The sequence below is a fragment of the Mesorhizobium sp. M0184 genome (genome assembly GCF_040322215.1).
GTDB lineage: Bacteria > Pseudomonadota > Alphaproteobacteria > Rhizobiales > Rhizobiaceae > Mesorhizobium.
This window is the reverse complement of sequence record NZ_JAMYSZ010000002.1, coordinates 125,857-151,186: the sequence shown is the minus strand read 5'-3', so window position 1 is coordinate 151,186 and position 25,330 is coordinate 125,857. Positions and strand designations below refer to the sequence as shown.

25 protein-coding genes and 1 pseudogene are annotated in these 25,330 nt (G+C 62.9%); 13 read left to right on the top strand and 13 right to left on the bottom strand.

Annotated elements, in window-relative coordinates; all coding sequences use genetic code 11:
* Window positions 1-19: 19 nt before the first annotated feature.
* From NKJ23_RS03780 to NKJ23_RS03745, 8 genes are all read right to left on the bottom strand, one after another.
* Complete coding sequence (locus NKJ23_RS03780) at window positions 20-1,585, bottom strand: GMC family oxidoreductase (RefSeq protein WP_352678291.1); 1,566 nt, start codon at window positions 1,583-1,585, stop codon at window positions 20-22.
* Between the two features lie 7 nt (window positions 1,586-1,592).
* Window positions 1,593-2,201 (bottom strand): thiamine pyrophosphate-dependent enzyme, encoded by a 609-nt coding sequence (locus tag NKJ23_RS03775; RefSeq protein WP_352571166.1) that lies wholly within the window; start codon window positions 2,199-2,201, stop codon window positions 1,593-1,595.
* Complete coding sequence (locus NKJ23_RS03770; RefSeq protein WP_023674235.1) at window positions 2,198-2,698, bottom strand: thiamine pyrophosphate-binding protein; 501 nt, start codon at window positions 2,696-2,698, stop codon at window positions 2,198-2,200. Before NKJ23_RS03770 ends, NKJ23_RS03775 begins: the two co-directional genes overlap by 4 nt.
* A 90-nt stretch (window positions 2,699-2,788) precedes the next feature.
* Complete coding sequence (locus NKJ23_RS03765; RefSeq protein WP_352571164.1) at window positions 2,789-3,709, bottom strand: LysR family transcriptional regulator; 921 nt, start codon at window positions 3,707-3,709, stop codon at window positions 2,789-2,791.
* Complete coding sequence (locus NKJ23_RS03760) at window positions 3,710-5,512, bottom strand: adenine deaminase (RefSeq protein WP_352678288.1); 1,803 nt, start codon at window positions 5,510-5,512, stop codon at window positions 3,710-3,712. It lies immediately after the preceding gene.
* A gap of 36 nt (window positions 5,513-5,548) precedes the next feature.
* Window positions 5,549-6,184: a glutathione S-transferase family protein gene (locus NKJ23_RS03755; protein WP_352678286.1), complete on the bottom strand. Its 636-nt coding sequence runs from the start codon at window positions 6,182-6,184 to the stop codon at window positions 5,549-5,551.
* On the bottom strand, window positions 6,181-6,903 hold the full coding sequence (locus NKJ23_RS03750; protein WP_352678284.1) for a Rieske 2Fe-2S domain-containing protein: 723 nt from the start codon (window positions 6,901-6,903) through the stop codon (window positions 6,181-6,183). The genes NKJ23_RS03755 and NKJ23_RS03750 overlap by 4 nt, the downstream gene beginning before the upstream one ends.
* The gene (locus tag NKJ23_RS03745) at window positions 6,900-7,202 is read right to left on the bottom strand and encodes a hypothetical protein (protein WP_352449820.1); all 303 of its coding nucleotides are present in this window, start codon (window positions 7,200-7,202) and stop codon (window positions 6,900-6,902) included. The genes NKJ23_RS03750 and NKJ23_RS03745 overlap by 4 nt, the downstream gene beginning before the upstream one ends.
* Window positions 7,203-7,426: 224 nt before the next feature.
* Between NKJ23_RS03745 and add the strand changes: the two genes are divergently transcribed.
* The 8 genes from add to guaD all read left to right on the top strand — a co-directional run bounded on the left by add (window position 7,427) and on the right by guaD (window position 17,100).
* Entirely contained in the window at window positions 7,427-8,467 is a 1,041-nt protein-coding gene (gene add, locus NKJ23_RS03740) for an adenosine deaminase (RefSeq protein ID WP_352678283.1), read from the top strand.
* 27 nt (window positions 8,468-8,494) lie between these two features.
* Window positions 8,495-9,616 carry a BMP family ABC transporter substrate-binding protein gene (locus NKJ23_RS03735; protein WP_352678281.1) on the top strand — a complete coding sequence of 374 codons (1,122 nt, stop codon included), beginning with the start codon at window positions 8,495-8,497 and terminating at the stop codon, window positions 9,614-9,616.
* Between the two features lie 115 nt (window positions 9,617-9,731).
* Window positions 9,732-11,336: an ABC transporter ATP-binding protein gene (locus NKJ23_RS03730; protein ID WP_352678715.1), complete on the top strand. Its 1,605-nt coding sequence runs from the start codon at window positions 9,732-9,734 to the stop codon at window positions 11,334-11,336.
* A 2-nt stretch (window positions 11,337-11,338) separates the two neighbouring features.
* Window positions 11,339-12,391 (top strand): ABC transporter permease, encoded by a 1,053-nt coding sequence (locus tag NKJ23_RS03725; RefSeq protein ID WP_502899051.1) that lies wholly within the window; start codon window positions 11,339-11,341, stop codon window positions 12,389-12,391.
* 10 nt (window positions 12,392-12,401) lie between these two features.
* Window positions 12,402-13,337 carry an ABC transporter permease gene (locus tag NKJ23_RS03720; RefSeq protein WP_023674225.1) on the top strand — a complete coding sequence of 312 codons (936 nt, stop codon included), beginning with the start codon at window positions 12,402-12,404 and terminating at the stop codon, window positions 13,335-13,337.
* Between the two features lie 7 nt (window positions 13,338-13,344).
* Window positions 13,345-14,745: an 8-oxoguanine deaminase gene (locus tag NKJ23_RS03715; protein ID WP_352678279.1), complete on the top strand. Its 1,401-nt coding sequence runs from the start codon at window positions 13,345-13,347 to the stop codon at window positions 14,743-14,745.
* A 23-nt stretch (window positions 14,746-14,768) separates the two neighbouring features.
* Window positions 14,769-15,632, top strand: a complete 864-nt coding sequence (locus tag NKJ23_RS03710) for an aromatic ring-hydroxylating dioxygenase subunit alpha (RefSeq protein ID WP_352678277.1) — start codon at window positions 14,769-14,771, stop codon at window positions 15,630-15,632.
* Window positions 15,633-15,732: 100 nt separating this feature from the next.
* Window positions 15,733-17,100, top strand: a complete 1,368-nt coding sequence (gene guaD, locus NKJ23_RS03705) for a guanine deaminase (RefSeq protein WP_352678275.1) — start codon at window positions 15,733-15,735, stop codon at window positions 17,098-17,100.
* Between the two features lie 77 nt (window positions 17,101-17,177).
* Here the strand turns inward: guaD and NKJ23_RS03700 are convergent, their stop codons facing one another.
* Both NKJ23_RS03700 and NKJ23_RS03695 read right to left on the bottom strand, forming a co-directional pair.
* Window positions 17,178-18,233 (bottom strand): alpha/beta fold hydrolase, encoded by a 1,056-nt coding sequence (locus NKJ23_RS03700; RefSeq protein WP_352678272.1) that lies wholly within the window; start codon window positions 18,231-18,233, stop codon window positions 17,178-17,180.
* A 337-nt stretch (window positions 18,234-18,570) separates the two neighbouring features.
* A complete protein-coding gene (locus NKJ23_RS03695) occupies window positions 18,571-19,155 on the bottom strand; it encodes a glutathione binding-like protein (protein WP_352678269.1) in 585 nt (194 codons plus the stop codon).
* Window positions 19,156-19,616: 461 nt separating this feature from the next.
* On the opposite strand from NKJ23_RS03695, the pseudogene petA reads away from it, so the two are divergent.
* The 5 genes and pseudogenes from petA to NKJ23_RS03670 all read left to right on the top strand — a co-directional run bounded on the left by petA (window position 19,617) and on the right by NKJ23_RS03670 (window position 23,695).
* Window positions 19,617-20,092: pseudogene (gene petA, locus NKJ23_RS03690) on the top strand (ubiquinol-cytochrome c reductase iron-sulfur subunit).
* Window positions 20,093-20,107: 15 nt separating this feature from the next.
* Entirely contained in the window at window positions 20,108-21,403 is a 1,296-nt protein-coding gene (locus NKJ23_RS03685) for a cytochrome b (RefSeq protein WP_352678266.1), read from the top strand.
* A 23-nt stretch (window positions 21,404-21,426) separates the two neighbouring features.
* Window positions 21,427-22,944 (top strand): mechanosensitive ion channel family protein, encoded by a 1,518-nt coding sequence (locus NKJ23_RS03680; protein WP_502902493.1) that lies wholly within the window; start codon window positions 21,427-21,429, stop codon window positions 22,942-22,944.
* Window positions 22,945-23,082: 138 nt separating this feature from the next.
* Window positions 23,083-23,391 carry a pirin family protein gene (locus NKJ23_RS03675; RefSeq protein ID WP_352678261.1) on the top strand — a complete coding sequence of 103 codons (309 nt, stop codon included), beginning with the start codon at window positions 23,083-23,085 and terminating at the stop codon, window positions 23,389-23,391.
* Window positions 23,327-23,695 (top strand): pirin-like C-terminal cupin domain-containing protein, encoded by a 369-nt coding sequence (locus NKJ23_RS03670; RefSeq protein ID WP_352678258.1) that lies wholly within the window; start codon window positions 23,327-23,329, stop codon window positions 23,693-23,695. The genes NKJ23_RS03675 and NKJ23_RS03670 overlap by 65 nt, the downstream gene beginning before the upstream one ends.
* A gap of 67 nt (window positions 23,696-23,762) precedes the next feature.
* On the opposite strand, the gene NKJ23_RS03665 is transcribed toward NKJ23_RS03670, so the two are convergent.
* Genes NKJ23_RS03665 through NKJ23_RS03655 form a run of 3 tightly spaced genes read right to left on the bottom strand, consistent with a single transcriptional unit; the run spans window position 23,763 to window position 25,300 of the window.
* A complete protein-coding gene (locus NKJ23_RS03665; RefSeq protein WP_352678255.1) occupies window positions 23,763-24,194 on the bottom strand; it encodes a DUF1810 domain-containing protein in 432 nt (143 codons plus the stop codon).
* Between the two features lie 41 nt (window positions 24,195-24,235).
* Window positions 24,236-24,517 carry a GNAT family N-acetyltransferase gene (locus NKJ23_RS03660; protein ID WP_352678252.1) on the bottom strand — a complete coding sequence of 94 codons (282 nt, stop codon included), beginning with the start codon at window positions 24,515-24,517 and terminating at the stop codon, window positions 24,236-24,238.
* A gap of 48 nt (window positions 24,518-24,565) precedes the next feature.
* Complete coding sequence (locus NKJ23_RS03655) at window positions 24,566-25,300, bottom strand: sensor histidine kinase (protein ID WP_352678249.1); 735 nt, start codon at window positions 25,298-25,300, stop codon at window positions 24,566-24,568.
* Window positions 25,301-25,330: the final 30 nt, after the last annotated feature.

The window sequence follows — 25,330 nt, the reverse complement described above, 5'->3', positions numbered from 1 at the left end:
TCCGTCGGTCATGACATCCTCAAGCTGCCGCGAGCAGGAAATCGGCGGCGCGCTCGCCGATCATAGTGGCGGGCGCGTGGGTGTTGCAGGTCGGGATCGTCGGGATCACCGAGCCATCGGCGATATGCAGCCCATCAAGGCCGTGCACGGCGAGGCGGCTGTCGACGACAGCCATCGCGTCCTCGCCCATCTTGGCGGTTCCGCAGACGTGGAAGAAGGTCGAGCACGCATCGCGGATGAAGGCAATGGTCTCGGTGCGGGTCAGCCGGCGGTCGGGTGCGGCAAAGTTGCGGAAGACACCGGCGTTCGCCTTTGCAGCCGCCATCTCCATCACCATCTCGACCGCAGTGACCATGGCGTCGAGATCTTCCGGTTCCGCCAGAAAGTTCGGTTGGATTTCGAGCGGCCCGCCGGGCTTGCCGTCGAGTAGCTTCAGCTGCCCGACACTCTTCGAGCGCATCAGGCCCGCACCGAAGGAAAAGACATCGCCGGATACATCGTAGCGCGCGCGTATCGCAGGTTCGGCGCTGTTGCCCTGGACCGGAAAGGCGTGCAGGTCGGGCTGCGGCAGGTCCGGCCGCGACTTCCAGTTCACCATCGAGCCGCCGCCATTGCCCATTATTGGGCCGATCGGGCGCTTCGCGCGGAAAACGCAGGCCTGCGCCAGCGGATGATCCTGAAGATTCCGGCCGACGCCCGGCAGGGCGCAAACGAGCGCAATGCCAAGGCGCTTCAGTTCGAGCGGATCGCCGATGCCTGACAACATCAGCATGCGCGGCGTGTCGATGGCACCGGCCGCGAGCACGATGCTCTCGCGCGCGCGTGTTTCGCGGATTTCGCCACCGACTAGGTGCTGGACCGCGACGCATCGGCTGCCTTCGACCGTCAGGCCGATGGCCGCGGAACCGGTCAGCACCGTCAGCATCGGATGATCGAGTATAGGCACGAGATAGCCCGTCGCCGAACTCCAGCGCTTGCCGTCGCAGATGTTGAAATTCGCGGCGGTCGCCCCCTCGTTGCTGGGGCCGTTGGGATCGTCGATTACGGGGATGCCGATCTCGGCCGCGCCATCGATCAGCGCCTGCGCGACCGGGTGCAGTGCCGCCGGCCGCTCGACACGGAGCGGACCACCCGCACCCCGAAACTCGCTTGCACCATCGCGCCAGTCCTCGCAGCGCCGGAAATAGGGCAGCACGTCGGCGAAGCTCCAGCCCTTGGCGCCGCCAGCCTCCCAGGCATCGTAATCATGTGGGTGGCCGCGATACCACATCATCGCGTTGATGGCGCTTGAGCCGCCCAGCAGGCGGCCACGCGGGATGCCGATGGTACGGCCGTTCACGCGCGGTGTCGGAGCATAGTCATAGCCCCAGTCATAGGTGCCGCGGCCAAGCGGCACCCATTGGCCGGGGTCGTCGGCCTCCACGATCCCAAGACTCGTCGGGCCGGCCTCGATCAGGAGGACGTCGGCACCGGCATCGACCAGCCGCCGCGTCACCGCACAGCCACCGGAACCCGAGCCGACCACGACGTAGTCGTAGCTGGGTTTCAGCGCGCGTCGGGGGACGACAGGTCCGAGGGTGCCCATGATCTCGTCAGTTGTGCTCGCTCGGGCCCATGATGACGATGCCTTCGCTCGCCTCGACGTGGCGGACGAAGATATACTTGTCCTCGCGGCCGTCGCTGTGTTTGCGCTTGATGTCCGGCTGAACCGTTCCCGAGACCTTGGCGACCACCACATAGGGAGCGTCCAAGGCGAGCCCCCTCGCGCAATGCGCGTCGAACTCCTCCACGGTGCGCGCCGTATGGGCGTTCTCGACGCCGGCGCCGCGCGCGATCGCGGCAAGGTCGACGCGGCCCAGCGCCGTATGCGTCGGCGGGCCGCCGATCGACTGGTAGCACTCATTGTCCCAGACCACGATGAAGAGGTTCTTCGGTTGTTCGTTGCCGAGCGTGGCCAGGATGCCCAGATTGAAGAGCAGGCCGCCATCCGTATCGAGCGAAACGACGCGGCGGTGCGGCAGGCCGGCGGCGAGCCCGAAGGCCTGCGGCGTGACGCAGCCGAGTTGCTGCTGGAACAGGCTCGCTTCGCGCATATGCGGCGCGGCGTTGTACCACTCGTCAACGCTGCCGCCGAGCGAAAGGATCACCAGCTCATTCTTCAGCCGCGCGGCAAGCGCCTTCATGCAGTCGAAGCGTTTCATCGCACCACCTCGCCGCCGAGCGCCACGGCCGAATGGTAGTAGGACGCATAGGACCAGGAATAGGCGTCGACGATGGCGCGCTCGATCTTCGCCTCCTCTGTGACGATCCGGTACGGCACGCGCAGCGCGTTCAGCACCGGCTCCATGGTGATGCCGTGCGGGATTGCCCACCAATTGTTCTCGCCGAGCTCGCCGCGGTAGCTCATCAGCATCACGACCGGGATGCCTGCCCCGAGGCCCATCCGGGCCAGCGGCTCGACCGAAGCGCGCAAGCCGGAGTTTTCCATGACCAGCGCCGCGCGCTTGCCCGACAGGAAGACCCCGCCGCAGATCGCCGCGCCCTCACCCTCGTTGGTGACGCGGATCGTGCGGATATCCGGATCGGCATCAAGGGCCGGGTAGAGCTCCTTGAACAGCGAATCGGGCAGGTAGCAGACGATGCTCACTCCCGCCCGCTTAAGCCCCCGAATGACCGCGTCGACCGCACTCTGCTTCATGACATCCCCTTCGGCCGGGAAGTCTCGCAAAGCTCAGTTGTTCGAGATAGGCACAAATTACTCTCTATATCGATGCGCAAAATGCAACAACTAACCATGCAACGCCTCGACCATGCGGGCCAGCAGCGCCGCGAATGCGGAGGCCGCATCCGACATTTCGCGTTCCAGCCGGGCGAGCAGCATCAGCCGGTGCGGGTTCATGCGCGAATCGCGCAACGGCACGAAAACGAGCGATCCGTCAGCCACTTCCGGTTCGATGCCGAGCTTGGTGCGAAGCACCACGCCGAGGTTGAGGCGCACCATCTCGGTCATCAGTCCGATCGAGTTGGTCCGCGACCGTCGCGTGATGTCGATCATGGAGCGCCCGATCGCATCGTCGATCGAAATGCCCAAAGCAAGGCTGTTGTCCGAGACGATGACCTGTTCGCCGGCAAGATCGAACAGCTTCACTTCCTTGCGGCCGGCAAGGCGGCTGTCCGGATGAGCGACGACGCCCAGCGGCAGAGGCGTGCTCGCGATCTTGCGCACGTTGCGCGGCACGCGCACGTCGAAAGCAAGCGCCAGATCGCATTCGCCGTCGGCAACCGCATCGCAGGCGCGCTGCGACCCGGCGACATGCACATCGACCGATATCTGCGGATGGCGCTTCCAGAATTCCTTCAGCGCGTTCGGCACCAGCCCGCGCGCCGCGCTCTCCACGATTGCCACGGACAACGAGCCGCGGTTGAGGCCACTGAGATCATTGATCTCGGACGAGGCGCGGGCCAACTCGGTGATGCTCTGACGCGCGTGGTAGAGCAGAAGCTCGCCTGCGCTGGTCAGTTTCAGTCGCTGACGCACACGCTCGAAGAGCGGCGTGCCCAGTTCGTCCTCCAGACCCTTGATGACGCGGCTGATGGAGGATGGCGCCACGTTGAGCGCCTGCGCGGTCTGGCGAACCGAGCCCAGCCGCGCGACCATTTGGAAATAATGGATGCGCGGTGAGACCAGGCCAAGTCGGAAGGGATCCACTCAGGCGGCCTCGAAGGCGGGGACGATCTCCATTTCCGGCACCAGCACGAGACCTTTGTCGGTGATACGGATTTCGGGGATGACCGAGAGCGGGATGAGGTTGAAGCCCATATAGGGAATGCAGCAGCCGGCCGCCTCCCATTCCCGCTTGAGGATCTTCACCTCCTCTGCGACCTCGGTGACGCGCTTGTCGGACAGCAGACCGGCGATCGGCAGTTCGACCATGGCAGTCACTTTGCCGTCGACGACGACACAGACGCCGCCTTGCGTTTCCTCGATCGCCCGCAGCGCCACCTGCATGTCGGCCTCGTTGAGGCCGGCGATGATGATGTTGTGGCTGTCGTGGCCGACGGACGATGCGACGGCGCCGCGCTTCAGCGTGAAATTGCTGAGCAGCCCGTAGGCGACGTTGCCGTCCGACTTGCCATGTCGCTCGACCACGGTGACGAAGCACAGGCCGTGGCGGTCGAAATGGTTCTGCCAGTCGTTGGCCGGATCGAGCGTGATCTTCTGATGGCCGAGCGTGATCCCCGGCAGTTCGGTGCGGATGGTATGCGCCACCACCTTGGCGGTTGGCAGGTCCGGCGTCAGCTTGATCTGCTTCGGCAGCTTCACTGTGTGGTAGGCCGTGTCCGGATAGCGGTAGCGGGTCGAGAGGGCCTGGTCGAGCAGCGGCGTGATCTTGCCGTCATCGACGACGAGTTCGCCGCCATACCACGTGCTGACGGGATCGAAGCCGTCGTCGAGCAGCACCAGGTCGGCACGGCGGCCGCCACCGAGGCCGCCGATTTCGCCTTCCATGCCGAAGCGCGTCGCGCCATGCAGTGAGCCCATAGACCAGGCCTGCTCCGGCGTCATGCCGGCCTTCATCGCCTCGCGCGTCACCCAGTCAAGGCCGAAGAGCATCAGGTCGTCAGCATCGCGGTCGTCGGTGCAGACCGCGATGCGCTTGTGCGAGGCTCCGAGTTCCGTGATCGTCTTGATCGCTGCGGGCAGGCTGTGCCACGGCGTCGTCGGCGGGCCGCCGCGCAGGAACAGCCAGATGCCGGCTTCGAGCATGTCGTCGGCGATCTCGCGGTCGATCGCCTCATGGGTGTCGGTGACGCCGGACGCCGCATAGGCCGACACGAATTCGCGTCCATAGACGTGTCCCGATACCGGGCGGCCGCGTTTCAGCGCCGCAGCGAGGATGGCATGGCTGCGTTCATCGCCCATAGCCACTGGCACGAAATCCATCTTCTCGCCGAGCGCCACGGCTTCCGGCCATTTGTCGAACAATGCGCCGATCTTCTCGGCTGTCAGGTCGCCGCCGGCCGTTTCCAGCAACGACGATGTCGCCGGGACGGTGCTCGGTACCGTCAGGAAAATGGACAACGGCGCCAGGCGCGCGTCCTCCAGCATCGCCTCGACGCCAGCAACGTCCATGACGTTGCCGATCTCGTGGCTGTCGCAGAAGAGGGTCGTGGTGCCATTGAGCAGCGCCGCCTCGGCATAGGCGCAGGCCGTCACCATCGAGGATTCGATGTGGATGTGCGGATCGACCAGGCCGGGCGCGACGATGCCGCCCCCGGCGTCATATATCCGGGCGCTGCCGCCCTTATAGGTGCCGGCCGGCTTCACGGCGGCGATCCGTCCTCCCGATAGCCAGATCTCGCGGCCTGGAAGAATGCGCTCCGAATAGGTCGACAACACGCGTGCGCCGGCAATGACCAGATCTGGATCGGCTCGCCCGGAAGCGACACCGGCCAGTCGCCGGGTCATGGACGAGAGCGGCTGGACGGAAAAGCGCGTGAGAGAGGTCATTCTGTTGCTAGCCTCATTCTCGTTGAATTTTGGGCGTCAATGGTAATCGGGGATGCCCGGCATGGTCATGAAGCCGGGAAGCGCGCGGAAGCGACGCGCCCAGCGGCGCAGCGCCGGATACTCGTCATGGTCGACGCCGAAATCGCGGCTCAGCGCAAAAGCCGGAAAAAGCGCGATGTCGGCGATGGTCGGGCGGTGCGCAGCGAACCATTCTTTTTTCTCGAAACCCCGCGCGGTCATATGGTCGTCCATGGCGCGGAGCGCTTGCGCGGCACCGGCACGCAGCGCAGCCTCGTCGCCGGCGGCGCCGAACATGGCATGGCGGCGCGCGGCACCGGCAACGCCGAGATCGCCGGCCGCGAAGAAAAGCCACTGCATCACCTTGGCGAAATCCGCACCATCCGCCGGCAGCCATGCACCCGTTGAATCGTGGCTGCGCGCCAGATGGGCGATGATGGACTCGGCGCCGAACATCGTCACCTCGTCGTCGCGGAGGATGGGCAGGCTGCCCGCCGGGTTCATGGCCAGGAATGGCGGTGTCTTCTGCTCCACCCCCGGAAATGCATCGACTGCGACGGTCTGCCATTCCAGGCCAAGCATGGAAAGCGCCAGCCGCACCTTGTAGCAGCTTTCGTCCAGCTCGTAGTTGTAGAGCGTGATCCTCGCCATCATGCGGCCCGCGTCGTCGAGGTCGCGCCGGTACGCCCGGTCTCGAGATGATGACGCAGCTCGCTCGTCCAAGCGAAGAAATGCTCCTGCCCCTTGCCGGCATACTTGGCTGCCGGTCCGTCAATCACGACGTGCAGGGCCGATCGTTTGTCGGTCAGTTCCTGCAGGCCAAGAAGCAGCGTGTCTTCGCCGACCTTCAGGCTGAACAGCGCCCCGCTCAGCGCCTTCAGATCAGCGAGCCCGGATCCGCGGGAGAAGGGCCTGGGCGGCATGGCCCTCACGACATCGATCACCATTGCGGCGGGACTGTCGAGATACAGGCTGCGGACCGGCACCACCTCCTCTGGCAAGGCAGGCAGTTCGGGCAATGCTGCTGCCGGATCCAGCGTCGTCCAGATCGTGCCAGCCGCCTCGGCCGATCTGTGGGCAGACACGGTAATGGACGCCGGCACCCTGAGATCGGGGTGGGCCGGAATGTATCGGCACTGGCCGGCCGCATCGTACTGCCAGCCGTGATAAAGACAGGCGATATGGTCGCCGCGGACAAAACCGAAGCTCAGCTTCATGCCGCGATGCGGGCAGCGATCCTCCCAGACATGCGCTGCGCCGCTGTTGTCGCGCCACACCACCAGTTCGTTTCCGCCAAGGCGGATCCCGGCCGAACTGCCCGGCTCGATCGATCCCGACAGCGCCACTGGGTGCCATCCAGCCTGTATCGTCATCCTGCGTCTTCCTCTCTGGAATATCCCCGAATTTCGGCTCGTTCGCAGTCCATCACCAGACAGTCGATTGGTCCCAGGCTACATGCCATCTCGAAGGCATCGATGAGATCGGGCTGGCCCGAAACCTGGACGACAAAAAAATCGTCCGCGGCTTCGTGCACCAGCAGATCGAGATTGAGCCGAGCGGCACGCCTGTCGGCGAACTCGCTAAAGCTCGACGACACCAGTTGGCCGACGAAGCGCAGGCGCGTTGTTTGAGGCGGAGGCGCAAGGTTCTGCGCTTCCAGTAAGTGCTTCATGCCTATATTTCTCCCGGCCTGCACATTTTTTAAGCAGTTTTAGAATGTGTCTAGTTAGGCATCATTTTTGGGCTTGTGCAAGCCCCGTTTCCCTGACATCTGTTGCGTATCAGGTGATCGGACAGTTGGAAAAAGCCGCGATTATCGAACAACTCGGCAGCCGTCCGTCGCCGAAGAAAACCAGGTACGGCTTTGGGGTTGCCGATCCGGGCGAGTGAGCGTCGATGTCGTTGTCAAGTTTCATTCAGCTCATGCCGAAGGTCGAGTTGCACTTGCACCTCGAGGGCGCCGTATCCGCGGAGACATTCGCAGAGTTGGCGGTGCAGAACGCGGTGCCGCTGCCGGACGGCAAACCGACATCGGAGCTCTACAGCTACGGCAACCTGCTGGATTTCCTGAAGATTTACGATCTGGTTTGCGCCTCGATCAGGACTGCGGACGATTTCTCTCGCATCACCTTCGAGGCACTGGAGCGCTGCGCGAAGGCCGGTGCGCGCTACGTCGAACTGTTCTTCAGCCCGCATGCGCATCTGGCTCATGGCGTGGCCTATTCGACGATGCTCGAAGGCATCCTCGATGGCTTTCACTGCGCGAAGGAGCGCTATGGGCTTATAGCAAAGCTGATACCGGCGCATGCGAAGCCGCTCGGCGCGGCAGGTGGCGAGCGCTTCCTGGACATGGTTCTGGCCGAGCGCCCGGCTGAGGTGATCGGCATCGGCTTCGATTACGACGAACGCCCGAACCCACCGCCGATGTTTGCGCGCATCGTCGAGCGAGCGCGGGCTGCCGGGCTCAATGTCACCAACCATGCGGGCGAGGATGGCCCGGCGGACTATGTCCGCGACACCATCGACATTCTCGGCCTGAGACGGGTCGACCACGGCTACCATGTCGTCGACGACCCGGCGCTGATGGAGCAGTGCAGGGAGATGGGCATCGTCTTCACCTGCTGTCCGAGCACGACGCTGGCCACCACCGTCTGGCGTGACCTTTCCGCGCCCGACGACGCGATCCGCCGCATGATCGAGGCCGGGCTTACCGTGACGATCCACTCCGACGATCCGCCCATGTTCGCCACGACACTCGACCGCGAATACGCGCTGATCGCCGAAAATCTTGCGCTCGGGCCGCCGGCACTGAAGCGGATCGCGCTGGCTGGCCTGTCCGCAGCATGGCTCGACGACGACATCAAGCAGGCATGGCTGGCCGACTGGTCGGCAGAAATCGACCGCCTCATGGAAACCGAACTGTCTCTCCCGAACTGAACACGACACGGAACAAAGGACCGAAGCATGATCGACCTGCGCAATCTCTCCCGCCGAGGCTTCCTCAACATGGGCGCCGCAGCCGGCGCCTCGCTGCTCCTGCCGAAATCCGGCCTTATCACGCCCGCCCATGCACAGACGCCGCTCGCCGCCGTCGCCGAGGAAAACGCTGTCATCGCCTTCGGCCACACCGGTCCGGTGACCGATGAAGGCTGGACCTGGAGCCACGACGAGGGCATGAAGGCCGTGCAGGAAGCGTTCCCGAAGCTGAAGACGCTGTTCGTCGAAAGCATCCCCTATTCGGCCGACGCGACCCGCACCTTCCGCCAGTTCGTCTCGGAAGGTGCCAACATGGTGTTTGCCACCTCCAACTATGGCGACTTCCTCTACGACGTGGCCAAGCGTTCGCCGGACGTCGCCTTCTATGAATGCGATGGCCGCAACCCGCTCGAAAATCTCTCGACCTATTACCTCGCCCATTGGTACCCGACCTACGTCACCGGTGTCGCCGCGGGCCTGATGAGCAAGAGTGGCAAGCTCGGCTACGTCGCCTCCTTCCCTGTTCCGTCGGTCTTTTCCGGCACCAACGCCTTCCTGATGGGCGCCCGTTCGGTCAATCCCAACGCCACGGTGCAGACCATCGTCATCAACTCGTGGTTCGATCCGCAGGCTGCCACCCAGGCCGGCACCGCACTCATCGACAACGGCGCCGACCTTCTGTTCGGCATCATGGACGAAGCAGGCTATCTGCAGGTGGCCGAGCAGCGCGGCGCGAAGGCCGTCATGTGGAATACCGACATCCGCCGCTACGGACCGAAGGCCTACGTCTCCTCGATCGCCATCGACTTCAAGAAATTCTATGTCGACCAGGTGCGCCTGCGCCTCGAAGGCAAGTGGACGCCCTCGCAGACCATCCTGCCGATGGGCGGCGGTATCGACCGCGATGCCTGGGGCGAGACGGTGCCCCCCGAGGTCGCAAAGCAGGCCGATGCCGTGCGCGACAAGATTCTCGGCGGCTGGAGCCCGTTCGAGGGCGAGATCAAGGACATCAAGGGCAACGTCAAGGTGGCTGCCGGCCATCGCATGACCGAAGAGGAACTCTACAACTGGGATTGGTCGATCGAAGGCGTCAGCGGCCTCCAAGCGTGATCCCGAACGATTGCAGAGTTTTCGGATAGACTATGCGGCAGAAGGCAAAGAGCTAAGCGGGATGAATGATTTTGTTCCAGTTCATCATGCTTCGAGCGAGCACCGCTACGGCGGCATGGAGGTGCCGTCCACCTCCCCGGGGCGTTACGCGCCTGGCTCCGGCGCGCCGCCGCTCGTGCTGCTCAAGGGCATCAGCAAATATTTCCCCGGCGTCGTTGCCAACCAGGATGTCGACCTGGACGTGATGCCGGGGGAGATCCACGCCTTGCTCGGCGAGAATGGCGCCGGCAAGTCGACCTTGATGAACATCCTCACCGGCATCTATCAGCCGGATGCCGGTGAGATCGTCGTCGACGGCTATGCCAAACGTTTCGCATCTCCAGTCGATGCGATCTCCGCCGGTATTGGTATGGTCCACCAGCATTTCAAGCTGGTGACCGCCTTCACGGTCGCCGAGAATATTCATCTCGGCTGGTCCGAAACGCCCAAGCGCATTGGCTCGTCGGTGCTCGAGGCGCGGACTGCCGCACTGGCCGAGAAGCTGAACCTCGCGGTACGGCCATCCGCGCGCGTCGCCGATCTTTCGACCGGCGAGCAGCAGCGCGTGGAAATCCTACGCGTGCTCGCGCGCAACGCTCGCGTTCTGATCCTCGACGAGCCGACTGCAGTGCTTACTCCTGCGGAAGCGCGCGAGCTCTTCAAGGCGCTCAAGCAGTTCGTGTCCCGGGGCAATGCGGTGATCTTCATCAGCCACAAGCTCGACGAGGTCCTGGAAATATCAGACCGCATCACCGTGCTGCGCGGCGGCCGCAAGGTGGCCACCGAAAAGACTGCGGACTGCGGCGAGAAGATGCTGGCGCGCCTGATGGTTGGCCGTGAGATCGTGCTTAGCAATCTGCGTGCCAGGCAGCCAGGCGCGGCCGGCATCTCCGCCGAGCCGGTGCTCAGCCTCAAATCCGTCGTCGCGCGTGACGACGTGGGCGGCATCCTTCTCGACGAGGTTTCGCTCGACATCCATCCCGGCGAGATTCTCGGCATCGCCGGTGTGGCCGGCAACGGCCAGAAGGAGCTGACCCAGGTCGTCACCGGCTTACGGCCGATCCACTCCGGCCAGATACTGCTCGGCGGAGAGGACGTTACGGCCGCCGGCGCGGTCGATTACGCGAAGTTCGGCGTCGGCCACATTCCCGAAGACCGGCTGCACAGCGGCCTGGCGCCGGCGCTTTCAATCACCGACAACGCCATAATCCGCGAATATGCGTCGGCGCCTGTTTCAAAGGGCTTCGCGTTCCGACCGCGCCTTGCGGCAGCTCTCGCGCGCACGATCGCCGAAGCGGCATCCGTTGCGGTGCCCGATTTCGGCATGCCCATGCGCAACCTATCCGGCGGCAACCAGCAGCGCCTCGTCGCACGCCGCGAGATGCGCATCGCAAGCAAGGTTCTGATCGCCGCCTATCCGAGCCGTGGCCTCGATGTCGGTGCGATCAACACGATGATGCACTACCTCGTCGAATTGCGCGATGCCGGCGTCGGTGTGCTCTTCATTTCCGAGGAGCTGGAAGAGCTGTTCAACCTGTCGGATCGCATCGCCGTGATGTTCCATGGCAGGATCATGGGCGCGGTGGAGACTGCCTCCACCGACATCGAGGAAATCGGCCTGATGATGGGCGGGCAGATGCGGTCCAGTGCTGGCGCCCAGGCCGCTGCCGGGAAGCACTGACCTTGGCGATCAAGCTTCAGCGCCTTCCATCCGCGCAGCCCTCCGTTGCCTTTGCGGCACGTGCCCTGGCGATCGTGCTGGCGTTGGGGGTCGCCGGCCTGGTTCTGGCCGCTCGCGGCAATGCTCCCGTCGAACTCGCCTGGGAGGTGCTCAGCTCGACTTTTGGCTCGAGCTTCGGGCTGGAAGACGTCGGACTTCTGGTCACTCCCCTGATCCTGACCGGCCTGTCGGTCTGGGTAGCGCTGAGAATCGGCGCCTGGAACATCGGCGCGGAGGGCCAATTCTATGCCGGTGCCTTCAGCGCCACGGCGGTCGCGCTGTTCATTCCCGGCCCGACCTGGCTGATCCTGCCTGTTATGTTCACCGCTGGCGCGCTCGGCGGGCTGCTCTGGATACTGGTGCCGACGCTGGCGCGCGCCTACGCCGATGTCAGCGAACTCATCACCACCCTGCTTCTGAATTTCGTGGCGACGCTGATGGTTTATTACGTCGCCACCGGCCCATGGCTCGACCCGAGCGGCCATGCGCTCGCGACCACCGCACGTCTGCCGCATGACGTGCCTGAATTCTGGGGTATCGTGCACTACGGTTTCCCGCTGGCGATCCTGCTCACCTTTGTCATCGCAGGACTGCTCAACTACACGCGCTGGGGCTACGAGGTAAGGATCGCTGGGTCGAATCCAAGCGCGGCGCTTTATGCGGGCATGCCGTTCCGCCGCCGCCTGATCGTCGTCCTGCTAATGTCGGGAGCGATCGCCGGCATCGCCGGTATGCTGGAAGTAGCTGGCACGGTGCATCGCCTGCAGGGCGGCATCTCCAACAATTTCGGCTATCTCGGCATCATGGTCGCGGTGCTGGCGCGCGGTTCCTCACTTGGCGTGCTCGCAGGCGCGGCTTTGATGGGCGTCATCCTGAATTCGGGCATCATCCTGCAGACGCAAGGCATCACCGTCTCGGCCGTGCTCGCCATCACCGGACTGATCCTGTTCTTCACCGCGATCGGCAACGAACTCGCTCACTACCGCATCACGCGGACCGAACCGGCCGCGAGCTGAGGAAACACCCATGGACATGATCGCCGGATTGATCCAGACCTCCATTCTCGCCGGCGGCGTGCTGGCGCTGGCGGCGCTGGGCGAGACGCTCTCCGAGCGCGCCGGCGTCGTCAATCTCGGCGTCGAAGGGCTTATGGCGCTCGGTGCAATCACTGGCATCGCGGTCGTCGTCGCCACGCCGCACCCTATGCTCGGCTTCGTCCTTGCGCTTGCCGTCGGTTTCCTCGTTGGCTGCGTCTTCGCTCTTGGCACCGTCGTCGTCAAAGCGAACCAGGTGTTGTGCGGCCTGGCGCTGACGCTGATGGGCACCGGCATGGCCGCAACGATCGGTCGTGCCTATTCCGGCATGCCGGCGCCGGCGACCTTCGCGCCGATCGCTATTCCCTATCTTAGCGACATCCCGCTGCTCGGTCGCGCGATCTTCACGCAGAACATCCTTGTCTACCTGATCTACATCGTTCTGCCGGTTGTGCTGCACTACATCATGTTCCGCACGCGCCACGGGCTGAACATGCGCGCGGTGGGCGAAAACCCCGCGGCAGCCGACGCCGCCGGCATTTCGGTGCAAAGCATCCGCTTCTGGTATGTCGCCGCGGGCTCGGCGCTGGCGGCCGGCGCCGGCGCTTACCTCACGCTTGCCTTCGTTCCCTCCTGGTCGGAAGGCGTCGTGGCCGGCCGCGGCTGGATTGCCGTCTCTCTCGTCATCTTCGCAGGCTACCGGCCCCTCAACGCCGTGCTGGCCGCTCTGCTGTTCGGTCTCATCACCTCTCTCGGCTTCGTCGGCCAAGCACGCAACTGGCCGATCGCGGCGCCGATCCTGTCGATGCTGCCCTATCTCGGCACCATCGCCCTGATCATCGTGCCGGTGCTTGCCTGGCAGCGCATGCGCCGGGTAATGGCCGCGCCGGCTGCTCTCGGCGAACCCTATTTCCGCGACATGCGTTGAGACCATCATGCCCCGCCTGCTTGTCAAGAACATCGATCTGCTCGCCACCTTCGATGGTACGCGCCGCGAGATTTCCGACGGCGCCTTGTTGATCGACGACAACGTCATCGAAGCGGTCGGCACCACCGCGGAACTCAGTGCCTCCAGTGCCGACGAGGTGCTCGACCTATCGGGCCATGTCGTCATGCCGGGCATGGTGAACACGCATCATCATATCTACCAGAACCTCACCCGTGTGATGGCTCAGAACGACGAGCTGCTTGTCTGGCTGAAGACGCTCTATCCGATCTGGGCCGAGCTCGACGACGATGCGATAGGCGTCTCGGCGCGCGTAGCGATGGCCGAGCTCATCCATTCGGGCTGCACGACCAGCTCCGATCACCTCTACATCTTGCCCAACAACTGCACGCTCGACGCGACGATCGGTGCGGCCCGCGATATCGGTCTGCGTTTCCACGCTGCGCGTGGAGCCATGTCGCGCGGCGAAAGCCAGGGCGGCTTGCCGCCGGATCGCTGCGTCGAAAAGGAAGAGGATATCCTGAAGGATGCCGAACGGCTGATCGGCGGCTATCACGACGCGTCGCGGCATTCGATGAGCCGAATCATCCTGGCTCCTTGCTCGCCGTTCTCGGTGACTCCGGAGTTGATGCGCGATGCGGCATCGCTGGCGCGCAGCCACAAGGGCGTGAACCTGCATTCGCACCTTGCCGAAGAGCTTTTCGAGGAGAAGTACTGCCTCGAAATCTATGGCAAGCGGCCGGTCGAGTTCGCCGAATCCGTCGGCTGGCTCGGTGACGACGTCTGGTTCGCCCACTCGATTTTCATGACCGGCGACGAGATCGACCGCTTCGCCGAAACCGGCACCGGGGTCGCCCATTGCCCGTCGGCTAACATGCGCTGCGGCCAGGGCATCGCGAAGATCCGCGAGATGCTCGACAAGGGCGTGAAGGTCGGCCTTGGCGTCGACGGCTCGGCCTCGAACGACACGTCGAACCTGTTCATGGAAGCGCGGCTGGCGCTGATGCTTCAGCGTGTCGCGCCGCACCACTACCTCTCCGAAAAGCCCGGCGGCCGCGGCGGTTTCGGCGGCACGCCGACGGCGCTGTCCGCGCGCGAGGCCCTCGAAATGGCGACGCGCGGCGGCGCTGCCCTGCTCGGTCGCAATGACATCGGCCATCTCGCGCCCGGCATGTGCGCCGACTTCATCGCGGTCAAACGCAGCCAACTCGGCCTTTCCGGGACCGAGCGCGACCCGCTCGCCGCGCTGGTGCTTTGCGGACCCTTCAAGGTCGACTATTCCTACATCAACGGCCGGCAGATTATCGCGAGAGGCGACTTCGCCTCTTTCGATGTCGAGGCGGCGATGGCCGACCACCGGGCTGTGATGGACCGCATCTATCGGCAGTGAGATAGCACAGGAAGGACGCAATAATGACCATTAAGCGAGCTGCGGAGCAGGCGGCCCTCGATCAATGGTATTGCATTGACGCGCTGAACGAGATTCCGGTCGGCACGATGGCGAACCGGCTTCTGAGCATCGATCTGTTGGTAGCCCGCGATACGGCAGGCGCGGTCAATGTGTCGCGTGCCGGCGACGGCAGCCAAGTCCCGGCCAAGGAACGCTACGGCTATCTATGGATCACGCTCGGGATGCCGGCCGGCGATGTGCTGTCGATCCCGGAGGCCTATGAGGACGACCGCCGGCCTGTCGTTTGCGGAGCGATCGCGGTAAAGGCGTCCGGCCTGCGCATCGTCGAGAATTTCCTCGACATGGCGCATTTCCCCTTCGTCCATACCGACATATTGGGCGCCGAGCCGCACACGGAAGTGCGGCATTACACAACAGAAATCCGCCGCGACGTGGATGAGGTGTGGGCGACCAACTGCGAATTCTTCCAGCCGCAGGCAGCACTCTCGGCGACCGGCGGCATCATGACCCAATACATGTACCGGGTCGCCAATCCTTTCGCGGTGATGCTCTACAAGACCTGCCCCAACGCGGCTACCCGGTGGGACGTGATCTGCCTGTTCGTGCAGCCCCTCGATCCGGACCGCTGCCGCGCGCACCCCGTCATGTTCCTGATCGACGACGTATCGACCACGACCGAACTGGTGCAGTTCCAGCAGCTCATCTTCCTGCAGGACCGCATCATCCTGGAGAACCAGCGGCCACTTCTTTTGCCGCTCGAGCCGCGCGCGGAAATCCCGACGCGGGCCGACGGCTCGTCGATCGCCTATCGCCGCTGGCTGAAGGAGAAGGGCATCACCTACGGCACGACGGCGCAAGCCGCATGAGCGGCAGCCCTTCCGATATTGTCATCGGCATCGACGGACGGGCAATCGCGCTCTGGCGCTTCGCGACGGCAGTGCGTAGCTGTTCTTCGGCGGAGGACAGGTGAGCGACCTGAGCGGCAAGACGCTTCTGGCCAGCGGCTTTCACGCTCCGGAGCGCGGGCTCGTGGAAGAGTTGCGCCATGCCCTGATCGCAATCGATCAATCAGGCATCATCGCCTCGGTGCTGCATCCGCATGGTGCCGGCTATGACGAGGCGCTGGAGGCCGCGCGCCGGACCGGTTCGCTGGCGACCTTGCCGACGCAGAGTTATCTGCTGCCCGGCTTCGTCGATCTTCACGTGCACGCGCCGCAATATCCGCAGCTCGGCCGGGCTCTGGACGTGCCGCTCGAGGCCTGGCTCCACAAACACACGTTTCCCCTGGAGGCGCGCTACGCCGATCTCGCCTTCGCGCGGCGCAGCTACGGCCTGCTGGTCGACGACCTGATCGCTAACGGCACGACCACAGCGCTCTACTTCGCAACCATCCACCAGGACGCGACAAGGCTGCTCGTCGACATTTGCCTCGAACGCGGGCAACGTGCGCTGGTCGGCAAAGTGGCGATGGACAATCCCGACGAGTGCCCGGCCTATTATCGCGATACCTCGGCGGACGCGGCCATCGATGGCACGCGCGCTCTGATCGACTACGTGCATCGGCATCCAGACAATGCCACGGGACGGGTAAAGCCGGTCATTACGCCGCGCTTCATCCCCTCCTGTACCGACGCCGCCCTCGAAGGGCTCGGCACGCTTGCGCAGGAATACGGCTGCCATGTGCAGACGCATTGCTCGGAGAGCGACTGGGCGAATGGCTACGTGCTGCAGCGCCACGGGATCAGCGACACGTCTAGCCTTGATCGCTTTGGCCTGCTGCGCGCCGGCAGCGTGCTCGCGCACGCCAATTTCATTACGCTTGCCGACATGGAGACGATCCGCGTGCGCAAGGCGGCCGTGGCGCACTGCGCCCTCTCCAACGCCTACTTCGCAGGCGCCGTGTTCCCGTTGAGGGCGGCCCTCCAGAAGGGTGTCAAGGTCGGCCTCGGCACCGACATTTCCGGGGGACCGAGCGCCTCGATGTTCGATGCGATGCGCGCGACGGTCATGTCGTCGCGCATGCTGGAAACCGGCACCGACCCGGCGCTAGCGGCCGAGGCGCGCGGCACGGCCGGAACAGCACGCGTCGACTTTCGCGAGTCCTTCCACCTGGCGACGGCAGGCGGTGGCGCGGCACTCGGCTTGCCTGTGGGGCGATTCTCGCCTGGCTACCATTTCGATGCGATCCTGGTCGACACCGCCGCGCCCAGAGGCACAATTCACCTGTGGGACGAATTCGACGACGGCGACGGCATCCTTCAGAAGATCGTCTACTCCGCTTCCAGGGCCAACATCGCGTCGGTCTGGGTCGGCGGGAGAGCTGTTCTCGCCTAAGCGGACGGAAGGCTGTGCCGAGAACCAGGAATCTTCCCGTGTTATTCTTTACGGTCGGGGCACGTCATGGATTTTGATCAGTATTCGCCGACGTCGATGACAGCCTGGGCAAAGGCTTGCGGGGCTTCTTGAGGCAAGTTGTGGCCGATACCGCCGGTGATGATCCGGTGCGTGTATCTGCCCGAGAATTTCTTGGCGTAGGAACTGCTGTCGGGATGGGGTGCGCCATTGGCATCACCCTCAAGGGTAATGGTCGGCACTGTGATCACGGGAGCTTCGGCCAGCCGGTTTTCCAGAACGTCATATTCCGGCTCGCCCTGTGCCAGGCCGAGCCTCCAGCGGTAATTGTGAATGACGATGCTGACGTGATCCGGGTTGTCCAGTGCTGCGGCGCTGCGCTGGAAGATGTTATCGTCGAAATTCCACTGCGGCGAAGCGAGTTGCCAGATGAGTTTGGCGAAATCGCGCGTGTATTTCTCGTAGCCGGCGCGGCCGCGATCCGTGGCGAAGTAATACTGATACCACCATTGAAGCTCCGCCTCCGGTGACAGCGGCACCATGCCGACCCGCTGATTTCCGATGAGATAGCCGCTCACCGAGACGATCGCCTTGCAACGCTCAGGCCAGAGCGCGGCAACGACATTGGCCGTTCGGGCGCCCCAGTCGCAGCCGGCGATCGTGGCCTTTTCGATCCCCAGCGCATCCATCAGGGCGATCGTATCCGCGGCGAGCGCCGACTGCTGGCCATTGCGCATCGTCTCGTCCGACAAGAATCGTGTGGTGCCGTAGCCGCGCAGGTAGGGCACAATCACGCGGTACCCCTTTGCAGCAAGCAGGGGAGCGACATCGGCGTAGGTGTGAATGTCATAAGGCCAGCCATGAAGCAGGATCACCGGGGCACCTTCGGCAGGCCCCAGCTCCGCATATTCGACGCTCAGATTTCCGGCATTGACCTGCCCGAGCGAGCCGAATGATTTCTGCGTGGCTTGCGTCGCGGACGCCCTCGCCTCGACCATCCAAGTGGCTGCCGGCGCGCTCAAGCCGAGTTCGGTGGCGGCGAACGTCATTGCTGTCGCACCGACAATGCGCCGGCGGCGATGATCGACCGTGTCGGGAGCCTTACTCGCATTCATGATGAAGCCTCTATGATGACCAACAAGCGGGAACAACTAGACCGGCCGCCGCATCGGCCGACAGGAAATATTGCGCTTATTTCGACGGTGACTGCGGCGAATCCAGTATTGCAACCACTCGGCCAGGGGGCAGTGCGGCGAGCTCTGACTGAACGTCGGTAAGGTCCAGCGTTTCCTCGATTTCCCTTCGGAGAAATTCGAGACGTAGGCCATCCCCGCGCTTGGAAGCGGCAGGATGTAGCATCCGCAGGAACGGCAGCATGAGAATGACTCCTGATCTTCTGTTGGGGAGAGAGGATATGTTGCGTCTGATCTTATGCTCGGAGCCACCCCGGCTTCAGACGAGGCCCTCACGATCCATTGCGATGCGCACGGCCGGCCGGGCAGCCATTCGGACGCGAAGGGCTTGCAAAGGCGCGGGAACAGGGACGTGGAAGCGGGCCGCCCAAAGCAGCATCACGAAAAGATAAAAATCCGCGACGCTGGGTTTGTCGCCGAACAGATAGTCGGTCTCGAGCCCGTCAGCGAAGAACTCGAGTTGGCTCGTAATCGTCGCGCTCGCCTTGGCCTTTTCGGCATCGCTGCTTTGGTGCCACATCGGCTTGAAGCTTCGATGTATTTCAGTTGAGACGTAGGTCAGCGCTTCGAGAAGGCGGGTACGGCCCAACGGCCCCGCCACTCCCAGTGGCGGGTATTGCGACGCAATCCAGTCGAGGACGGCGATATTTTCCGTCAGCGTTTCGCCGCTATCCAGCACGAGGGCTGGAACGTAGCCCTTGCGCGTGACGGTAGTGAAATCATCCCCGGCGCCTGTTCGTTTGGTCTTGAGGTTCACACTTTCGCGCTCGAAGGAAACACCGGCCTCTTCCAGAGCGATGTGGTCCGCCAGGCTGCAGGCGAGAGGGCTGTAGTAGAGTTTCACCGCTTTTCCCTTTTCTGAACCCGATTGAATCCCACAATTGGTCGTCGCCGAGCGGAAAACCTGCCCCGCGCCACGCGAGACAACCGCTCCAGAAACTCGCACTTGGCGGAGACGACGACTACGACACCGACAGCCAGGCGTGCCTATGCCGAGGTATGGTCGGGCTGAAGTTCGGGATCGCCGTGCGCAATGCCGGGGCGTATGCCAGCTCAGTGGCCAACGTTTATCTGGAGGAATCCAGAACCTTCCATGATGGCATCGCCAGCCCGGCCAGTCCTTCGCTCAGGAAATCCTAAACGAAAGTATTGGACGCACGTGCCGTTTGCACGATGGCTCACACGCGGCCACGGCCGGCATATTTCACGCGACGTGAGCAGACTGGAAGGGCGAAAGCCGTGGCCTGCTTTTGCTCGATTGCCACCAACGCGATGACGCAGCTTCCAACAATAGGAGTCGCCATCATGGCCGACCTTTCCGAAACCCCCACAGCCGAGCACACATTGCGCGTCGAAGCGCCCGCCGCGATCGAGGTCGACGTCTCCTCGCTGACGCCGGGAACGTCGCTGATCGTCGACTGGCACGGCAAGCCGGTGGTCGTGCGCAACCGCGCCGAAAAAGAGAGGAAGGACGGCGAGGCAGTCAGTCTCGCCGAGCTCAAGGATCCAATTGCCCGCAACGCCAACCTGCCGGCCGATGCGCCGGCAACCGACGCCAATCGAACTATGCCGGGCAAGGAAGCCTGGGTGGTGATGGTCCAGGTCTGCACCCATCTCGGCTGCATCCCGCATGGTCAGGAAGGCGATTTCGACGGCTGGTTCTGCCCCTGCCATGGTTCGCAATACGACACCGCGGGCCGCATCCGGAAGGGGCCGGCACCGAGAACATGGCGGTACCGGTGTTCCAATTCGTTTCCGACACCAAGATCCGTATCGGCTGAGGCGAGCGCATTTCGATGAGCGGCGACAAACACTCGACCTATACGCCCAAAACCAGAATCGAACGTTGGTTCGATGCCCGCCTGCCGCTGCCGCGGCTGGTGCACGACAGCTTCATTGTCTATCCGGTGCCGCGCAACCTGAACTATGCCTATACGTTCGGCGGCATTCTCACGATCATGCTGGTTTCACAGATCCTGACCGGCATCGTGCTGGCGATGCATTACGCTCCTGATACGGGGCTGGCCTTCAATTCAGTCGAGCAGATCATGCGCGACGTGAATTCGGGCTGGCTGCTGCGCTATCTCCATTCCAACGGCGCGTCGTTCTTCTTCATTGCCGTCTACCTCCACATCTGCCGCGGGCTCTACTATGGTTCGTACAAGGCGCCGCGTGAGCTGCTGTGGGTGCTCGGTTGCACCAACCTCCTGCTGATGATGGCGACGGCCTTCATGGGCTACGTGCTGCCTTGGGGACAGATGTCGTTCTGGGGCGCTACTGTCATCACCAGCTTCTTCACCGCCGTCCCACTGATCGGCGACTGGCTCCAGCAGCTTTTGCTCGGCGGGTTCGCGGTCGACAATCCGACGCTGAACCGCTTCTTTGCGCTGCATTACCTGCTGCCATTTGTGCTTGCGGGCGTGGTGACCTTGCATATCTGGGCGCTTCACGTCGTCGGCCAGAACAATCCGACCGGCATCGAGGTCAAATCGAAAACTGATGTCGTGGACTTCACGCCCTATGCCACCGTCAAAGATGCCTTCGGCATCCTCGTGTTCCTGTTCTTCTTCGCCTATTTCGTTTTCTACCTGCCGAACTACCTCGGCCATCCCGACAATAGCAGCATCGCCAATCCGCTGAAGACGCCGGCCCACATCGTCCCGGAATGGTACTTCCTGCCGTTTTACGCGATCCTGCGGGCCATCACCTTCAATATCGGGCCCATCGATTCCAAGCTCGGCGGCGTGCTCGCGATGTTCGGCTCGATCGCGGTGCTGTTCCTGGTGCCGTGGCTCGACACCTCGAAGGTGCGCTCGGCGGTCTATCGGCCCTGGTACAGGGTGCTCTTCTGGCTGTTCGTTGCCAATGCCCTCTTTCTCGGCTGGCTCGGCTCCCGGCCGGCGGAAGGCGCATACGTCGTCATGTCCCAACTGGCGACGCTTTACTATTTTGCGTTCTTCATCATCGCCATGCCGGTGCTCGGGCTGATCGAAAAGCCGCGACGGCTGCCGAATTCGATCACCGAAGCAGTTCTCGAAAAAGACAAGGCCAGCGGCAGAGGCCCGATCGCCGGGCCGGAGACCAAACATTGAACTTGGCATCGCGGGGATCGTTCATGAGCTGGTGGAACTCTCCTCTGGTCTACCTCGTGTTGCTCGGCCTCGCCGGGATCGTCGTTTGGTCCCTCATCCCCAGACGCTTCGCCAATGCGAAGCTGGTCGTCCAACTCGGCTTTTTCCTCGCGATGTCGGCCATGGTTCTCGATCTGCGCGTCGTGCCATACGAGACCGCAGGGGACAACGAGACAACCGGAGGAGCGATCCTCATCGGCTCGGTCAAGCTGCTCTGGTGGGTTCACCTTGCCTGGGCGCTAATCGGATTTGTCCGTATCTACCTCGTCTTCGAGCGAAAGCCGCGCGAGGCACGTCTCCTGCAGGACGTCGTGGTCGGTGTCGTCTACGCTGGAATGTTCCTGTCGATCCTGGCGTTTGTCTTTGCAGTGCCGGTCGGAACGCTCATTGCCACGTCGGGCGTCTTTGCCGTCATCCTGGGACTGGCGCTCCAGAATACGCTTGGTGACGTATTTTCGGCGATCGCGCTTAACCTCGGCCGCCCTTACGTGCTTGGAAACTGGATCATTCTGGGCGACGGAACCGAAGGCCGCGTTGTCGAGACCAATTGGCGGTCGACCCAACTTCTGACCCCGACACACAATGTCGTGGCGCTGCCAAACAGCCTTCTCGCCAAGATCGGGGTAACAAATCTAAGCGGTCCGGACGAGAGCCATGGACTTGCCGTAACCGTCAAGGTGGCGCCAACGAAGACGCCGGCGATCATCGTAGAGCTCATGCGCACTGTCTTGCTGAGCTGCAATTCAATCCTCCAGGAGCCTTCGCCTTCGGTCACCATCAGAAGCCTGGATGCCGCTGCTATCGAGATCGAGTTGTTTTTTCGCGTCGCAAGTATCGACCAGCGAAGTGCCGCTCGGAACGAAATCTTCGATCTCATTTATCGCCATTCAAAGTCGACCGGCATGCTGCTGGCGGAGCCATTTTCGGGCTCGATTGCCATGACCAACCGGCCGGGCCACGAGATGGCGGCCTCCCAAGGCTTCACCCCGATCGAACTCATCAATTCCATACCGGTATTCTCGGCGCTAACGGATACCGAGCAGGAGTCGCTCGCCAAAGCGGCCTCGGTTCGCACCTACCATAAGGGCGAAATCATCGCACGACAGGGAGAGATGCTGCCGTCGCTCATGATCGTACGGACGGGAGTCATCGTCCGGCAAATTGGCGAGGGCGATGATCAACTGCAGGAGATCGGCCGGCTTGCACCTGGCGATTTCTTCGGCGAGACCGGCTTGCTCGCGGGCATTGGCGAGATGTCAAGTTTGCGGGCAATGACCCCCATCACGGTTTACGAGATAGACCAGAAAAACTTTGCGCCGCTGCTGCACGACAGGCCCGAAATGGCCGAAGATCTTGCCGCGATCCTGTCGATGAGGGTGTCGGCTCTTAATGAAAGCGGCATCGCCGGACAGCACCACGCGGGCTCCAAATTCGCGCTCCTCAAAGCCATTCAGACAGTCTTTCGCGCCGCTCCGTTCAAGCGCGTTCGAACACCTGGCTGATAAGGCATGCAGAAGGACAGAGATCCATGACCATCCGCCAAAGCGATATCACAGGCATCGATACACCCATCCAGCCGGCTCCGTGATTTTGCGGACGGACTGAAGATAAGGCGCGTATTGCCGTCCTCGAATCGCCTGATGATCGGGCCCTTCATCCTGTTCGACCATTTCGGCCCCGCTATGTTCGACGCAGGTCACGGTTTCGATATGGGACCGCATCCGCATATCGGCGTTGCGGCCGTGACCTACCTGATCGATGGCGAGATCGTCCATCGCGACAATTTGGGTAAAGTGCAGACCATCCGTCCTGGCGAGGCCAACTGGATGACGGCCGGGTCGGGCATCGTCCATTCCGAGCGCACGCCACCGGACGTTCTCCGACATGGTCTATGCCGAAATTGTGCTCACGAGCGGTGCGCGCTACCAGGTGAAACCCGAACACCGTGAGCGTGCGATCTACATCCTCGCCGGTGAGGTTGGAATTGTCGGCCAGCTCGGTACGTTTCATGAGGCCGAATTAGTAGCTCTGGCGCCCGGCGCTGAGATTGTGCTCCAGGCGCCTGCCTTCCATGCGGCGAGACTGATGCTGATAGGAGGTGAGCCCCTGGCCGAGCCACGTCATATCTTTTGGAACTTCGTCTCCTCTTCAGCCGAACGGATCGAGCAGGCAAAGGCGGATTGGCGCGAACGCCGCTTCCCCGGCGTGCCGGGAGAGCACGAGCTCATGCCTCTGCCAGATGGCAGCGTGTGAGGGATAAGGCAGCGGATGGTGACCTCAGCGCCGCGACAGCTTTACGCCGGGTGGCGCAGGCAGACCACTACGACATCAAGTAGAGATCGTTCATCGTTTCCTCATCGAGCAAACCGTCGAACCAGACGTCGAAGATTGTCTCGAGCAGGAACTCGTCGTTGCTTGCTTCGGAAAACAGCGTGAGGGACGCGTGCAACTTCTTCGCATCAACCTCACCGAAGACAGCGCGAGCGCTCAGGCCGGAGAGCCGCTGCAGGGTGCCAACGCATTCCCGATAACGGCCTCCAAGGATCGGAAATGAGAGATAGGCGCTGGCTTCGTCGAGCGATGTGATTGCATATGGCTCAGGCGCAGTACCGCTTCGCCTGGTGGCCAACCTTGGGAAGATGAACTCCATATAGGGAGTGCACATCATCCCTCGACGTAGAATGGCCAGCGCGTCGTCGTAGACCGGATCCTGTGCGCTGACGAACCTCTGCAAATCATACTCGTCAGGCATTTGGATATATCCTTGGGAAACCCTCAACATTGGTGCCCTGACTAGCCGTCGACGACATCAGCATAGTCCGGGTGCTTGGCGAAAAAGCGGCTCATGAAGGGACATTTCGCTTTACGGCCGGTTTTGCGGAGCAGTTCGAAGGTCCCTTGGGCCAATCGCGACGCGATCCCTTGTCCGGAAAATTCCGACGGGACTTCGGTGTGTATCAGCGCGACCATCCCGCCCTCGAGCCGATAATAGGCCGCCGCAAACATATCGCCGGCGATCGGCAGCTCGAAACGGCGCTGTTGGACGTTTTCAACGACTTGTGCATCCATCTCCATCTCTCGATTGTATGTCACGTCTGTCACCGGAGGGAGATTGGTCGGCCGCTATCGCATCGCCGGCAATCGCAGGGTGACGGTCGTGCCTGCCCCAAGTGTGCTCTGAATAGCGATGCTTCCGCCTGACTGCTCGACAAAGCGCTTCACCATCGGCAAACCGACGCCGCCGAGGCCTTCGCTTTTGGTGGTGAAGAACGGATCGAAGGCGCAGACCATCGTCTCGCTGGTCATCCCGAGACCGTTGTCCGCGACACGGATATCTACCTGACCGGCGGTAGAGCTTTCAGAGGCCAAGCCGGCATCGATCGAGATGAAACCGCCGTCAGGCATTGCATCGCGCGCGTTGAACAGAAGATTCAGAACCGCATTTTGCAATCCAAAGCGGTCGCATCTCACCAAAGGCAGGTCGGACCCAACCCGAAGCTCAAGACCGAAATTGGCATCCAAGGCGCTCCGCACGAGGGTTTCGATCTCAGCCAGGCAAGCACCTACGTTTGTGCATTCGATTTCCGCGTGGCTCTCTCGGGCCAGGCTGATGGTTTGCCGGACAAGGTCCCCAGCCCGTTCCAAAGCCGTTTTGGCGCCGGCAATTACAGGCCCAAGCGCCGGAGCCGCTTGGATGCTCGGATCGCGGGCCAGGTGGTTCAACGCCGACGACGCGACCTGAATGAGATTGCCCAGGTCATGGACGATGCCGGCCGTCGACATTTGCACGGACATACTACTTCCAGAACCATCGGACGGGCTGTCGAAGACATCTCCTTTTATGTCCTGACGAAACATTTCATGCCCCCGCTTGGCTCAGTCGACACT